The 14,931-nt window shown below is 43.2% G+C and carries 11 protein-coding genes; 4 read left to right on the forward strand and 7 right to left on the reverse strand.

All coding sequences use genetic code 11. From position 1 onward, the window contains the following. The first annotated feature begins 138 nt into the window (after positions 1-138). The gene (gene uvrB / locus H4W00_RS06130) at positions 139-2,253 is read left to right on the forward strand and encodes an excinuclease ABC subunit UvrB (RefSeq protein WP_209956704.1); all 2,115 of its coding nucleotides are present in this window, start codon (positions 139-141) and stop codon (positions 2,251-2,253) included. A 518-nt stretch (positions 2,254-2,771) separates the two neighbouring features. Next, the gene (locus tag H4W00_RS06135; RefSeq protein ID WP_209956705.1) at positions 2,772-3,140 is read left to right on the forward strand and encodes a hypothetical protein; all 369 of its coding nucleotides are present in this window, start codon (positions 2,772-2,774) and stop codon (positions 3,138-3,140) included. A 315-nt stretch (positions 3,141-3,455) separates the two neighbouring features. On the opposite strand, the gene H4W00_RS06140 is transcribed toward H4W00_RS06135, so the two are convergent. Beyond that, complete coding sequence (locus H4W00_RS06140; protein WP_209956706.1) at positions 3,456-3,845, reverse strand: hypothetical protein; 390 nt, start codon at positions 3,843-3,845, stop codon at positions 3,456-3,458. Positions 3,846-4,747: 902 nt separating this feature from the next. Between H4W00_RS06140 and H4W00_RS06145 the strand changes: the two genes are divergently transcribed. Continuing rightward, positions 4,748-6,388 (forward strand): long-chain-fatty-acid--CoA ligase, encoded by a 1,641-nt coding sequence (locus tag H4W00_RS06145; protein ID WP_209956707.1) that lies wholly within the window; start codon positions 4,748-4,750, stop codon positions 6,386-6,388. A gap of 195 nt (positions 6,389-6,583) precedes the next feature. On the opposite strand, the gene H4W00_RS06150 is transcribed toward H4W00_RS06145, so the two are convergent. Continuing rightward, positions 6,584-7,099, reverse strand: a complete 516-nt coding sequence (locus tag H4W00_RS06150; protein ID WP_209956708.1) for a hypothetical protein — start codon at positions 7,097-7,099, stop codon at positions 6,584-6,586. Between the two features lie 506 nt (positions 7,100-7,605). Between H4W00_RS06150 and recJ the strand changes: the two genes are divergently transcribed. Next, the gene (gene recJ, locus H4W00_RS06155; protein ID WP_209956709.1) at positions 7,606-9,474 is read left to right on the forward strand and encodes a single-stranded-DNA-specific exonuclease RecJ; all 1,869 of its coding nucleotides are present in this window, start codon (positions 7,606-7,608) and stop codon (positions 9,472-9,474) included. A 282-nt stretch (positions 9,475-9,756) separates the two neighbouring features. On the opposite strand, the gene H4W00_RS06160 is transcribed toward recJ, so the two are convergent. The 5 genes from H4W00_RS06160 to dapD all read right to left on the reverse strand — a co-directional run bounded on the left by H4W00_RS06160 (position 9,757) and on the right by dapD (position 14,692). Beyond that, positions 9,757-10,590 carry a trimeric intracellular cation channel family protein gene (locus tag H4W00_RS06160; RefSeq protein WP_334684890.1) on the reverse strand — a complete coding sequence of 278 codons (834 nt, stop codon included), beginning with the start codon at positions 10,588-10,590 and terminating at the stop codon, positions 9,757-9,759. A gap of 50 nt (positions 10,591-10,640) precedes the next feature. Next, positions 10,641-11,276 (reverse strand): trimeric intracellular cation channel family protein, encoded by a 636-nt coding sequence (locus H4W00_RS06165; protein ID WP_209956710.1) that lies wholly within the window; start codon positions 11,274-11,276, stop codon positions 10,641-10,643. 163 nt (positions 11,277-11,439) lie between these two features. After that, a complete protein-coding gene (locus tag H4W00_RS06170) occupies positions 11,440-12,603 on the reverse strand; it encodes a multidrug resistance efflux transporter family protein (protein WP_209956711.1) in 1,164 nt (387 codons plus the stop codon). Positions 12,604-12,681: 78 nt separating this feature from the next. Then, positions 12,682-13,416 carry a 7-carboxy-7-deazaguanine synthase QueE gene (queE, locus tag H4W00_RS06175; RefSeq protein WP_209956712.1) on the reverse strand — a complete coding sequence of 245 codons (735 nt, stop codon included), beginning with the start codon at positions 13,414-13,416 and terminating at the stop codon, positions 12,682-12,684. 454 nt (positions 13,417-13,870) lie between these two features. Continuing rightward, the gene (dapD, locus tag H4W00_RS06180) at positions 13,871-14,692 is read right to left on the reverse strand and encodes a 2,3,4,5-tetrahydropyridine-2,6-dicarboxylate N-succinyltransferase (RefSeq protein ID WP_209956713.1); all 822 of its coding nucleotides are present in this window, start codon (positions 14,690-14,692) and stop codon (positions 13,871-13,873) included. Positions 14,693-14,931: the final 239 nt, after the last annotated feature.

Consider the following 14,931-nt stretch of genomic DNA (forward strand, 5'->3'; position numbering starts at 1 on the left):
TTACCAGAGCACCTCGGTAACTGGATTTATCCATCATAAAAATCATCCACTTACGTAAGGATAAAGCACTCGATTGTCCTTTAAAAATAGCCGCTCAGCCCCCACATTGTTATAAACCTTAAGAAGAAGAAAGCCATTATGCGTATGCCCGAACCGCGCTCATCGCGTCAGTTAAACCAATTAGCCACTCAGCTACAAGGCGAAGCTGAAATTAGTGGTGTTAATGCGTCAGGAACGCAAATATCGAGCCGCGCCTTTGAGATGATCACTGACTTTGAGCCAGCAGGGGATCAACCGCAGGCGATTGAAAAGTTGGTTAATGGCATTAACGCTGGCATGGATGAGCAGCTATTGCTAGGAGTTACTGGTTCCGGCAAGACGTTTACTATGGCAAAAGTTATTAGCGAATGTCAAAAACCAACCATCATTATGGCGCATAACAAAACCCTTGCTGCGCAGTTGTATGGTGAGTTTAAAGCGTTTTTTCCGAATAATGCGGTTGAGTACTTCGTTAGTTATTATGACTACTATCAGCCTGAAGCTTATATGGCAGCCAGCGATACTTTTATCGAAAAAGACAGTGCGATTAATGATCATATTGACCAAATGCGCCTCTCTGCTACCCGTGCGCTATTAGAGCGCCGTGATGCCATCATTATCGCCTCAGTATCGTGCATTTATGGTTTGGGTGATCCAGAAAGTTATCTCAAAATGCTACTACATATCGTAGTCGGTGACCGCATTGACCGCACCGCGACCATTAAGCGTTTGGTCGAAATGCAATATATGCGTAATGAATTAGACTTTGGTCGTGGTACTTATCGTTTGCGTGGTGAGCTACTAGACATTTATCCAGCAGAGTCTGAGCAGCTGGCTGTACGCGTGCATCTGTTCGATAATGAAGTAGAAAAAATCACCTGGTTTGATCCATTAACCGGCAAAACAGTACGCAGTGTGCCGCGTATTACCATTTATCCCAAGTCGCATTATGTGACCCCGCGTAATAAGCTAGAAGCGGCAACTCACACTATCCGAGCTGAGCTTGAGCCGCGTCTTGAATATTTCCGTGATAATAATAAATTGATTGAAGCGCAGCGTCTCAAAGAGCGTACTCAGTATGACCTAGAGATGATTCAACAGCTCGGCTACTGTAACGGTATTGAGAACTACTCACAGCATTTATCTGGTCGTCCCTCAGGGGAGGCGCCACCAACCTTGTTTGATTATATTCCAGAGGATGCCTTACTGTTCCTTGATGAATCACACGTAACGGTATCGCAGATTGGCGCGATGTATAAAGGCGATAGATCACGTAAAGAAAACTTGGTCAATTACGGTTTTCGCCTGCCAAGTGCGATGAATAATCGGCCGATGAAGTTTGAAGAGTGGGAGCGTATCAAGCCAACCACTATTTACGTCAGTGCAACGCCTGCAGTATATGAGTTGGAGCATAGCGAGCAAGTAGTCGAGCAATTGGTGCGCCCAACGGGCTTGATTGACCCCGAGATTGAGATTCGTCCGGTATTGACTCAAGTCGATGATGTACTATCAGAAATTAGCAAGCGCCGCGAAAAAGATGAGCGGGTCTTAATTACGACTTTGACCAAGCGCATGTCAGAAGATTTGACCAGTTATCTGAAAGAATACGATGTCAAAGTCGCTTATTTACATTCAGATATTGATACCCTCGAGCGCATGCAAATCATTCATGAGCTGCGGACAGGCGTGCATGATGTATTGGTCGGTATTAACTTGCTGCGTGAGGGTCTCGATATGCCCGAAGTGTCACTGGTAGCGATATTTGACGCGGACAAAGAGGGCTTCTTGCGTTCTGAGCGTGCCTTGATTCAGACTATTGGTCGCGCTGCCCGTCATATTAATGGTAAGGCTATCCTCTATGCTGACCGCATCACGCCCAGTATGGAGCGAGCGATTGAAGAGACCGATCGTCGCCGCGAAAAACAAGTGGCCTTTAACCTCGAGCATAATATTACCCCAAGGGGCGCACGCCGGAACGTCACCGACAAAATCGATACGGGTGAAGACCTCGATGCCAATGATAACCAAGCGATTCCAGTCAAGAGCAACCTGCCCGATGTCGATATTAGTATCTTACGCAGTCCTGATTTGCTAGTTAAAGAAATCAATCGTCTCGAAAAGTTAATGAAGCAGATGTCGCGTGACTTAAAGTTCGAGGATGCCGCCAAAACCCGTGATAAAGTGTTGGAACTAAAGGCACATTTGGTACAGTAACTAGCGTTATTGAATTTTAATCAGCAATCAATTTTTGCATTAGCTCGGATTTTTCTTATATTTGGTGACTCTGATAGCAAATTATCTAAGCAATTCTCAATCACCGCTCATTATAGTTTTGGGAGTCGTGAAATAATAGCAACCAATCTTATAGACCTAAGAGCTTATGAATTAAGTGACGGTTTTAAGGATCTGATTGTAGAAGAGTTAGGCAGAATAAGAGAACAGTTAAAGAAATTAAGCCTATAGTTTTATCTTTGTACCTTGTTAAGGTTTTCTATCGCCAAGTTCAGAGTGGATGCAGTGCGATAAAACTCAAATTATAAGGCATAAAAAACCGTGGGTTACGCTTCTGCTAACCCAGGTTACGGTTTCTGTATGATTGCCAATGTCACACGTAGCTTTACATTTTACAACTTAAAAAAGACAGCTGGCTTATGTAGGATAGATTGATAAAGGATAGCTGATGTAAAAGTTATTTTGAATTGACTAAGTTTGCAAATTTTAGGAGTGTATCTATGTTTGATATCAAATCGTTTTTAAAACGAGGAATAGAAAAAGAACTGCTTGATGTGGATGATTATATTTTCATGCCCGAGAGTGTGGCAATGGTGGTTGAAGAGGGTGATCTAAAGTGTGTATTGAATAGTGATGGTCGAGTCAATATTTTTTATACCAAGCAAGGGGTGACTGATGTCAGAGCAGCGGCTCGTAAACATCCATTCACCTCTTTTGACAAAGAGTTGAATCACGGGATTTATGATGATGTTATCGACGATTTAGTCAAAGAAGTCAACAAGATTCTTGATAGTGAGTCCAAATACTTTCGCAATATGGTCTTACCTTCAACAGGGCCTTTGCCTTTGACAGCATCTTCAGAGCCATAACTAGCTACCATAAGTGAAGGCTAATATTTCTGCTTGAGATGCTTTTATTTCATACTGAACGGACAGCTGCATATTATCTATAGTCAATGAAAAGTAATATCGATACATAACCTACTGTTGGCATAAGTTTTTTTGCTTGCTGTGCCTACGCAGACAGAGGCTGCAAAAAGCTTAAACCAGCAGTACCGTCGCGTTTTTAAGGTATTTTAACTATATATATGAGTTGAATTTCTGAATATCAAAAGTGGGGTGCGTCATGGTTAACTGGCGCACCCTATGTCATTTTTTAAGCAAACCTATCACTTATAACCTAACTTATGACTTAATGAAGCTTCCGTAGCAACTTTGTAGCGACCTAACCGCTACTTTAGTGACCAGTTGTGTGCGATATTCTGAATCTATGGCTGCATTGGTCATATCAACGATGGTGACTTGCTGTGGGGCTTGCTCACTAACGCAACTACAAATTCTATTTTGTATTGCTGACTCTTGTTCCACTGTCATGGCAGTACGAGCAACGCGCCAAGCACTTTGCTGTTCAAGCTCGATACGACATTGGTTATTAACAGCGGCCTTGAATACATTCATACCAATACCGGAGGCAGTACCAACAGAACTGCCTGAGTTTGTATTTGATCCTGGCGTCGCGCATCCCGCTAGAGCAAACGTAGCAAGCAAGGTAGTCAAGGTTAAGATTTTTTTCATGGTCGATCCTTCAATGTTAGTCAGTAATTTTCGAAAATTGTATTTGAAAGTGATGGGTCTTACCCGTTTTAAGGTAATGCTAATAATCTGTGATTATGAAGCAATTTTATAACGTTGAGTCACATTATGTACAGTAAGCATGAGCTATATTCAAGATAGCATAACCTACCAAATAATTAAAAATTTATCAAACAAATATTGAGTTGTCTGTCACTAATCACAGGCGACAGTTACTAATATGCTCACTATAAATCCTCACTTAATTTTAATTATTCAGTCTTCCTACCTCATATTGCAATAATAAATCTTACTTTTGCCCATCGGTACCATTTGAGTCTTTTGAAAAGCAGTATACTATTAAACCTGTAGCACATGATATCGTTAGTGCACTCTACCACCAAGACTAATCCCTCACTGCCACTGGAAGGTGTATTTTCCGATATTTTTTCTTCTATTAACGTGATTGATGAGCGCAGTTTCAATTGACTATAGTGTGCAAATCATTTGTTACGCTTAAAAGCAGAAGAACAGGTGCACTAAGAACATTAGTCAATTCTAAGTTTGTGACAGGCAAGTCACTAAGATAGATGCAAATGGTCAGTCAAAAGGCTTGAACCTAGTGTGAAACTAGGTTAGTTTTAAAGGCTTGTCGTTTGGTAATATGTTTGTAAGTATGGCTGATAGTGGTCATATTGGTTTTTAAGTTGTTTAATACAGGTGTGAGGTGTCGCTGTATTAAGCATCAGGCTGCTATCATTCTAATGCTTATACAACGTCATAGGAATGACAGCGATAAAACTTGGGGCAAAAAACAATCAAACTTGTAGATTTGGTATCTTGCAGTCTAATAATCATTCCGTCTCATCTCAATCATTCAGAACGTCTATTTCAAGGAAGAAGTTATGCTCGGTAAAATGATGCACCGCCCGTTATTGATTAGCCATCTAATCCAACATGCCGCCAGATACCATGGCGACACCCCAATTATCTCGCGAGAGACTGATGGCACTACTACTCATTCTGACTGGGCAACCTTGCACAGCAACAGCAAACGCCTTGCTAATGCATTGACTAAGCTCGGTATAGAGCAGGGTGACCGCTTGGCTACCATTGCCTGGAACAACCGTCGTCACCTTGAGATTTGGTATGGGGTCTCTGGTAGTGGTATGGTTTGCCATACAATTAATCCACGTTTGTTTCCGCAACAGATCATCTACGTCATCAATGACGCCCAAGATCAAGTGCTGTTCTTCGAAAAAACTTTCTTACCATTGGTGATGGGTGTCAAAGACCATCTAACCACCGTCAAGCATTTCGTCTGTATGACTCCGCCTGATGAAGAAGTTAGAGCGCAGCTGCCTAATGTGATCTTTTATGATGACATTGTTGACGAGCAGTCTGACGAGTTTGAGTGGCCAGAGCTCGATGAGAATGCCCCAAGCTCGTTATGCTACACCTCAGGCACGACCGGCAACCCTAAAGGGGTGCTGTACACCAACCGTACGACAGTTCTGCACAGCTTTGGGATTAGCTTACCTGACTCAATCAGTCTGTCTGCAACAGATGTAGTTCTGCCTGTGGTACCTATGTTCCATGCCAATGCTTGGGGTCTACCCTATGCAGCAGCGATGGTCGGTGCAGCAGTCGTGCTACCGGGTCCCAATCTAGATGGTCATAGTCTGGCCAATATTATTGATGAACACAAAGTGACCTTAGCGGTTGGTGTACCTACCATCTGGCAAACCTTACTGGCTGCTGCCAAAGAGACCGGTACTAAACTGACCAGTCTCAGACGTAACGTTATCGGTGGCTCGGCATGTCCATCGTCTATGATGAGGACTTTCCGTGATGAGTTTGATTGTGAGACCATGCATGCATGGGGTATGACTGAGACTAGTCCATTGGGTTCAGCCAATCAGCTTAAAGCCAAGCATAGCGGCTTATCAGACGAAGAAAAATTGACCGTACGTTTGTCACAGGGTCGTCCACCATTTGGCGTTGAACTTCGTATTGTTGATGCGGCGCAGGACAATAAATTGTTGCCTAATGATGGTCAGACACCTGGTAACGTACAGATCAAAGGCTATTGGATCGTCGACACTTATTTCAATTGTGAAGAATCTGCGCTTGAGTCAGATGGTTGGTTTGACACCGGAGATATCGCGACCATCAATGAAGATGGTTATTTAATGATTCGTGATCGCGCCAAAGATTTAATTAAGTCAGGTGGTGAATGGATATCTTCAGTGGAACTCGAAGACATTGCCATGTCGCATCCATCAGTTGCTATGGCGGCAGCTATCGCGGCAGATCATCCGAAATGGGATGAGCGTCCAGTGGTTATTGTACAGCTTGTTCCTGGAGCAGAGCTAAGTGAAAAAACGCTGATCGATCATTACGAAGGCAAGATTATCAAATGGCAGATTCCTAACGCAGTGGTTTTTGTGGAGTCTATCCCACTAAATGGTACGGGTAAAATGCTCAAAAAAGACTTGCGTGAGCAGTATGGCAATCACCTTATTGAGCGTGGTTTGATTGACTAACTGAATCACCCGTAAACCAACCCCTCTATCCAGCTGACGTAAGAGAGCCTATCTAAATGATGGGCTTTTGCTTTTTGGCATTGGGCCACATTCGTTGATATGAGCAGCACACTGCTATGGATAACTCTCTCTTATTTTAAACGGATTATAGCGTTTATTGATTATGAATGCCTAACAACAGATGAGTTCGCTTAATTATAGGTTTTTACCCTGTTGCCTTTGCTGAATATCTTTGGCTAATTTATAGCAATCTTCAACATGATCAGTCGCAATTTTCTTAAAAATCATATAGCCCATTGTTCCTGCGACCAATTGCCCACCAAGTGGAATAAACTTGGTCACTTGTTTGGCAGCGATACGTCCACCAAGACCTTGAACGGTTTTTTTGACGATGCCACGAGTGGCCATGAGACCAGCAAAATCGACTGTACGATCTTTTAGGGCACTCCAGTGAATGGCGCGTGATTGCAAGTCAACTGCGGATTGACGACCTTCAATCAAACCAAAGCGTTCGCTGATGTCAGGCAGCAGCTGGGTCAACATGCCAGCGTCAACCGCCATATCAAAAAATGGCACCGGTACGAGTGCTATACCTGCAGAGATTCTGGCACGTTTTTTGACCATCGCGATACATTCTTTTTTCACTTTATTTAAGTTTAAATTTGGATCTATCGTATTCGGAAGTTTTTCAACGGTTGGTATAGTATTCATAAAATCATCCTCAATATAGTCAGTGTTCAGTTATTTAATTATCACTGTTAGCGACTGAGACTTATTAGTGCTCAGTATATAACTCAGTATATAAATAGTGCTGATATCATGATTAGCGCCCAGCCCTTAACTTCAGTAGCTGACACTCAGTAGTTAGAATATACTAACTTATAGTTGGCTACTTAACTTTGATAGCTTAATTTTAATAATAAGCTATAGACGCTAATCATTACAGATAGTTATCATTTTAGGGATTTATGAGCGCTATACAATTATAGCTTTGTAGCAAATCATAGAAAATTACTAAATTTATGCAAGGTTTTTGTAAATAATGCTTTAAGTTTTATAGCAGATAGATAGACAGATAGATAGATAGGTATGGGCTCAACAGATGAAAATATCATTCATACAGACTCTATTACTATCGCACTAACAATTTTCAGCTATAACTAAAGACATTATAAATTAATATTGTGACCGCCCACCAAAGCCAGTAGAATACCAACATGCTAAATTTAACCCCCCGTTATACTGGTACTCGCATTGACGAGCTGCCCACTGCGCTGCGACCCTTTGCCGCCCAATCATTCACTCTTGCTAAGCTTTATGCGGGTCGCGGTATCATCGAACCTGATGAGCTTGAAACTCAGCTGTCAGGTCTACTACCTGCTGATATGTTGCATGGCGTTACCAAAGCTGTGCGCTTATTAGATCTGGCTATTGATGAGGGCCAGCGTATTCTGATCGTCGGCGACTTTGACTGTGATGGCGCGACCAGCACTGCGCTGATGATGCGTGCTTTGACGGCCATGGGTGCAGTGGTCGACTTCCTAGTACCTGATCGCTTTAAGTATGGCTATGGTCTAACTCCTGAGATTGTCGAATTGGGTATTGAGACCTATCAGCCGCAAGTGATTGTCACGGTCGATAATGGTATCTCAAGCCATGAAGGCGTAGCGCGTGCGCAGGCTGATGGCATTACCGTTATTATTACCGACCATCACCTCACAACTAAGGCTGTACCGCCTGCTGAAGCGGTAGTCAATCCTAACCAGCAAGATTGCAAATTTACCAGTAAAGCCTTGGTCGGGGTAGGTGTGGCCTTTTATGTGCTCGGACGCTTAGCAAAATTGCGCCGCGAAGCTGGCAAGTCTACCGTACAAGTCAGTCAGTATTTAGACTTAGTGGCGCTCGGTACGATTGCTGATGTGGGTATATTGGATAAAAATAATCGTATTTTAGTTCATCATGGGTTGGCTGCCATTCGCCAAGGTCGCTGCTGTATGGGAATACTAGCGCTACTTGAGCAAGCAGGACGTGATCCGAAGCAATTGCATGCACAAGATTTTGGCTTTGTATTAGGACCACGGATTAATGCTGCCGGGCGTATGGACAATATGCGCGTGGGTATTGAATGTTTATTAACCGAAGACTGGAGTACGGCACAAGGTTTAGCACAAGAGCTTGAGCAGTTAAATCGCGATCGCCGACAGGTCGAAGGTGAAATGCGCTCGCAAGCGGATAGTATCGTAGAGGCTTTAAACGCTGATAACAGTGTTAATAACAGTAGTGTTAATGACAGCAGTGTCAATGATGGTTACAAGGGTCAAGAGAGTACTGGTAATAGTAATGACATTATTATTACTAAAAACGCTGAAAAAAAGCCAGCTGCAATTAACAATGACAATCGCAGTATCATTCTATACAAAGACGATTGGCATCAAGGGGTCATCGGTATCGTGGCGGGACGCTTAAAAGAAAGTCATTATTGCCCTAGTATTGTGTTTGCCCCGTCGGATACGCAGCGTGTTGGCGATGATGACCCTATTAAGGGTTCAGCGCGCTCGATTGCAGGTGTGCACATACGTGATGCTATTGAGCAAGTGGCTGAGCAGAATCCAGCGCTGATCAGCCATTTTGGTGGCCATGCGATGGCAGCAGGTTTGACCCTTAAGCGTGGTAATTTCGATGCTTTTGTCAGCGCTTTTGATGATGTGATGGCACAGCTTGATGACGAGGTTTTTGCCGAGCAGAAATTTACTGATGGTCCACTGCAAGCGGGTGATTTTAGCTTATGGTTCGTTGAAGGATTAGCGGCTGCTAGCGTTTGGGGTCATGGCTTTGCACCGCCGATATTCGATGGTGTATTTGAAGTGCTCAGCTTTAAAGTGTTAAAAGACCAGCATCTTAAACTATCGCTACGCTATCCTGATGTGCAATATCCGATTGCTGCTATTTATTTTAATTTTGATAGCAGCGAGTGGGATTATCGTGCCGAAAAAGTGCATATCCTATTTGAATTAGATATCAATGAATGGAATGGTAAAAAAAGTTTACAGCTCATGGTCAAGGATTTGGCTGTTGTTGCACCTTAGATATAATGAGCCAACTTTGGCTTGAAGGTAAGGTTAAAACACCTTGAAAACGCGACGGTACTGTTGGTATAAGCTTTTTGCAGCCTCTGTCTGCGTAGGTACAGCAAGCAAGAAAAACTTATGCCAGCAGTCTGCTATGTATCGATATTACTTTTCATTGACTATAAGTCCTTTACAGAAGACGAAAACGGTTTAAATTGAAAACAAATAAGGGCATGTTGATTATTCAACGCGCCCTTATTTATTATGTCAGCTTATCATTTTGTATTATCAATTTATCCCTTATGCGGCATGGTTTTTCATCAGCCCAATATCTGGAAAGTGCCAATCATAGCGCACCGCCAGCATACGAATCACAAAGATTGTAATCATCGTACACGACTCGGTTATCCACGGAGTAAAGCCCATACCCTCCATCGCAAAATATAATATCCCGCCAATAATCGCTGCAGTCACATAAATCTTGCGCTGTAACACTAATGGAATCTCGTTACACAGCATGTCGCGGATGACGGTACCAAACAAGATATTCAATACCCCAAGCAAGATACAGATAGGGATGTTTGCACCCATTTCTTGTGCCACTTGGATACCAATTAAGGTAAAAATTGCCAATGCCAAGCCATCAAATAGCTTTAACAAGCCATCTACATGGCGCGCTTTTGGGTTACAAAACATCTGAAACCCAACAGAAGTAATAGTAATAATCAACAGGTAATTCATATTCACTATCCAAAACAGCGGATAGCGATCAAGAATAATATCACGCGCTGTAGGGCCGCTAATAGCGGCAATCATTGCTACCAAAATACAGCCAAACACATCGAAGTTTTTATGTTTAGCTAAAATAGTTCCCGAAACGCTACAGGCAAAAATACCAAACATTTCTAACCAAAACATAAACGAGGTAGGCTCAAATCGTGTCACAAACTCAGGCGTCAGAGCGAGCGGGGATTGGACTATTTGATTAACAGCTGAATCAATAACCGTAGGGACAGCAGCGGATGATGTCACGCCCAAAGTGGGGGCGGATAACATATCAAAAGATTTACCAAAGACTGCCATATAGCATGCGTTGAGCAACGCATAGGCATGGACACTAATAATACTGATCATAATTGTTCACATAAAAAATTCACTCAAGCGGTTAAGAGGTTAGCCACCTGTTAACCAATCAAGCGAATGGAGGGAAGATGCCAATCGAAGCGCAGTGCTAACATCCGCACCGCAAAAATGACGCTGAGCATAATAAACTCATTCAGTCCGGCGTTAACGCCCAAATGCTCAAGCAGTAAATATGTCACTGACCCTACGATACTGGCGGATATATAGATTTCGCGCTGCAGCAGTAGCGGTATTTCATTACAGATAATATCGCGTAGCAATCCACCGATAATTGCAGTCCATACCCCCATCATAATGGCAATCGCTGGCAACATATCTTGCGTTAAGGCGATTTTAAAGCCAATAACGCTAAATGCGGCGAGACCGATAGCATCGAATAATTTTAGCGCGTTGTCAATTTTATGATAAAGATGAAAAAATATCTGCAGGATAAGGGAAGTCGCTGTAATGACCAAGAGGTAGTTGAGATCGGTCATCCAAAATAATGGATGGCGATCTAGAGCCATATCACGTAGTGTGCCGCCACCAATCGCATTGACCATTGCCACTAAGATGCAGCCGGCAATGTCGAAGCCTTTGTGCTGTGCGAGCAGTGTGCCAGCGATAGCACAGGCAACGACCCCAACCATATCTAATGCATACAGCAAAATATCAGGAAAAATGAAAACATGACTCATCGTTATCCCCTTGATTGCTGTTTAATATAAAATATGTTCATTAAGGTATAGTCAGTTCAAAATAAAAGAGAGTTGTTGATAGCACTGTATTTTGTTTAAACTTGATTGACTCTAGCTGTTTATTAATCAGTTAACGCTATAAAAGGTAGTGGTCAAAACATTTTTAACCATCTTTAGCAAACAAAACAAGACCTAGCATAATCAGTCCAATACCGATTAAACCCATGGCTGATGGCAAAGCATTACTAAGTAATAATATACCGCCAATCAAAGCAAATATCACTTCACTGGCCTGCGTGGAATCAACACCAGCGACTTCGCTTGAGGTTTCAGCACGTTCACGAGCATATAAAAATATACTGGTCGCACCAACGCCTGCTAATAAAGCCACCAGTAAGGTGTTAAATATCTGCGAGGTAGCAGGTGCTTCAGGACGCACTATAATGCCTAAAATCAACCAAAATGGCAAACTACCAAGGGTCATTAGCCATACTTTATTAAAGGCATTTTGCAGCAGTTCAGTTTCGATAGCGGGGATACGGGCAATCAGGTTTTGTAGCATCGACCTAGATGGCGTTTGCGCAGGGTGTATAGTACTAGCAGGGCTGTCGATGGCTACGGTACTATTGATATCTATAGATAAAGGTGGTGCTTCGGTCGTGAGTGCTTGAGCGCTACTGCTATGAGTGCTGTTTTGAGTCGCACTACTTTGAGTAATACTATTATCACGCGCGATTCGCAGCGCTGCGGTATGTTTGCGCGAATTATAAGACACCTGCCAGACCAGCTGATTGCCAATGGGGTAGCTAAAGGCGGCAACTAAAGCGGGCAGTGCCCCATATATTAGCATTTCAGTCATAGGTATAGCGGCCACGCTTGATGCGCGTAACCCTTCACTGACGTTCACTAATACCACACCAAGAAAAACCAGTAGGGCGTAAACAATGAATTTTTTGTCAAAGCGCTGCCCAAAGGCCAATAATACCAACAGGCTAGTGACCACGGTGAACATAAAGGTCGCAGCGACTACCCAGCCAGCGACATGGTCGCCGGCATAGCAAATGCCAGTATAGAATACGCCAAAGCCGATACTGCCAGTAATGCACCAAAAGCCCCAGTGTTCACGGAAGATAGTGAGTAACTCTTTGACCCGCCCAAAGCCGTGTTGCATACTGATAATTAGGGTAATCATTAGCCACATAAAGATATAGCGCAGGCTTGCTGACCAAAACCAATGGCCGCCAGCAGTACTCATGAGCTCGTTTAAAATAAACGTTGAACTGAATAATGCACCAGCCAATAAGCCCAGTAAAATTAGTTTGACCATCCCTGTGTCCCTACCATTTCTCTTTAATACGTTTTTGATTTTATAGCGCTTATGGCTGACGTTAACTCACTGCGCCAACTATTTGCCTTTGGCATCCGCCCAAATGATTTTATGCAATTGTAATTGAAAGCGCACTGGCAGCGCATCGGCCAACATCCATTCAGCCAATTCACGAGCCAATAACGGTACATCAGGGCTGGTATCTTCCAAACTTGCATCGTCTGCCACATTAAACATCGGCGAGAACCAAACCGTACCAACCAACTTATCAAGTTGATACTCGACAAGTTTGGTCTTTGCCCAGTCATAGTCTTCACGATTCATAATGACAAATTTCAGCTGATCATGCTGGCTCAGATAATTAAGATTTGACCAGAGATTTTTATCTGCTTCCCCCGAGCTTGGGGTTTTGAGATCCATTACCTTGCTTACCGCCGTTGGGACCCGCTCTACTGATAGCGCACCCGCAGTTTCTAAAGAGATTTCATAATCCTCAGCAAGCAAGCGTTTGATAAGCTCAAGCGCATTTGGCTGCGCTAAAGGCTCGCCGCCAGTCAGACAAATCCGCTTGCACGGATAGCTGCGGATAGTGGTCATGATGGTTTCCAGCGACTGACGCTCGCCACCACTAAAGGCATATTCGGTATCGCAATACACACAGCGTAGCGGACAGCCCGTCAGTCGAACAAATATGGTCGGCAAGCCTGAAGTCAACGCTTCACCTTGTAAGGAATAAAAAATTTCAGTAATGCGCAGGCCAGCCTCAGGATCAGTGACCGGAATAGCAGGGCTGCGTAGCGATAGCTCACTCATAACAGTTTCAAATAGGGTTCGGTGTCGATATCGCGCTTAAGCGTTCTAAACCAAGCCAAATGCCGATTTAAAAAAGCTGTTAACACACGATTATTAGACAAGATAAAAATAAGACATACGGTAGCTGGCGAGTATTGAGAACTTTGCAAGACGAGTATGTAAGGTTGGGTGTTGCTTATTTGCTTATGACTGGTTAATCGGCCAGCCTATTAATAGATGATGATTCAGTGTAATAGATAATCACTCGGTGCTGAGCGAAAATTTGCTAAAAAATATCATCAAAAAAGCCGCCATAATTGTGATAGCGGATAATCATTTTAATAATGTTATATTTTAATAGGAATTATAGCGTAAGACGGGGTATTAAGCTGTAAAAAAGATGCTGACGTTTACCTTCAGCATCTTTTTTTATCATTTATGACAGTGAATCTAATGATGGAAGCAGTAAAGGCGCTTAGTCTAAGCGTAATAACTCGTTCACGGCCGTTTTCGCACGGGTTTGGGCATCGACTTTTTTCACGATAATAGCCGCATATAAGCTATGGGTACCATCTGCAGAAGGTAGTGAACCTGGTACAACGACCGAGCCGGCTGGCACGCGTCCACGATGAATCTCACCAGTTTCGCGGTCATAAATACGCGTTGATTGACCGATATACACACCCATCGAGATAACGGCGCCTTCCTCAACGATGACGCCTTCAACAATCTCAGAACGTGCACCAATAAAGCAGTTGTCTTCGATGATGGTAGGATTGGCTTGTAATGGCTCAAGGACACCACCAATACCCACGCCGCCTGACAGATGCACGTTTTTACCGATTTGCGCACATGAGCCTACCGTTGCCCAGGTATCTACCATTGCGCCTTGATCAACATAAGCACCGATATTGACATAAGACGGCATTAAGACTACGCCCGGTGCAATATATGAGCCTTTACGAGCGATGGCAGGTGGCACAACACGTACGCCCGCTTCTTTAAACTGCGCTTCGGTCCAATCAGCAAATTTAGTAGGTACCTTGTCATAAAACTGTAGGTGTTCGCCAGTTGACATGACGTAGTTGTCGTTGAGGCGGAAAGACAATAAAACTGCTTTTTTTGCCCACTGATTGACGACCCATTCACCATCCTTTTTTTCAGCGACCCGTAGGCTACCGTTATCGAGCTGCTCTAGGACCTGTTCAATGGCATCACGCACCTCTTGCGGCATATTGGCTGGGTTATAGTCGTTGCGGTTTTCAAAGGCTTGTTCGATAGTTTGTTGTAATGACATAAAAATTCCTAAAAGGTGATGGATGAAGGTAAGTGAGCGTTGTATTTATAATTAAATTAGGGTGATAAGTTCAAAGTAAAACCAACAGTTAAAATTCATAACAATGTAGTAAAGAGGCCATTTGATGAGATTCCCTTGACTCTATTATTCATTGAATTTCAAAGTCGCTCGTTTGTTTTCACCAAATTGCAACTGTTCTGTTTTTCTAGAAAATGATCGACATGGACTATGTAGAGTAG

Origin of the sequence: Psychrobacter sp. PL19 (assembly GCF_017875835.1) — a bacterium.
In the GTDB taxonomy this organism is placed as follows: domain Bacteria; phylum Pseudomonadota; class Gammaproteobacteria; order Pseudomonadales; family Moraxellaceae; genus Psychrobacter.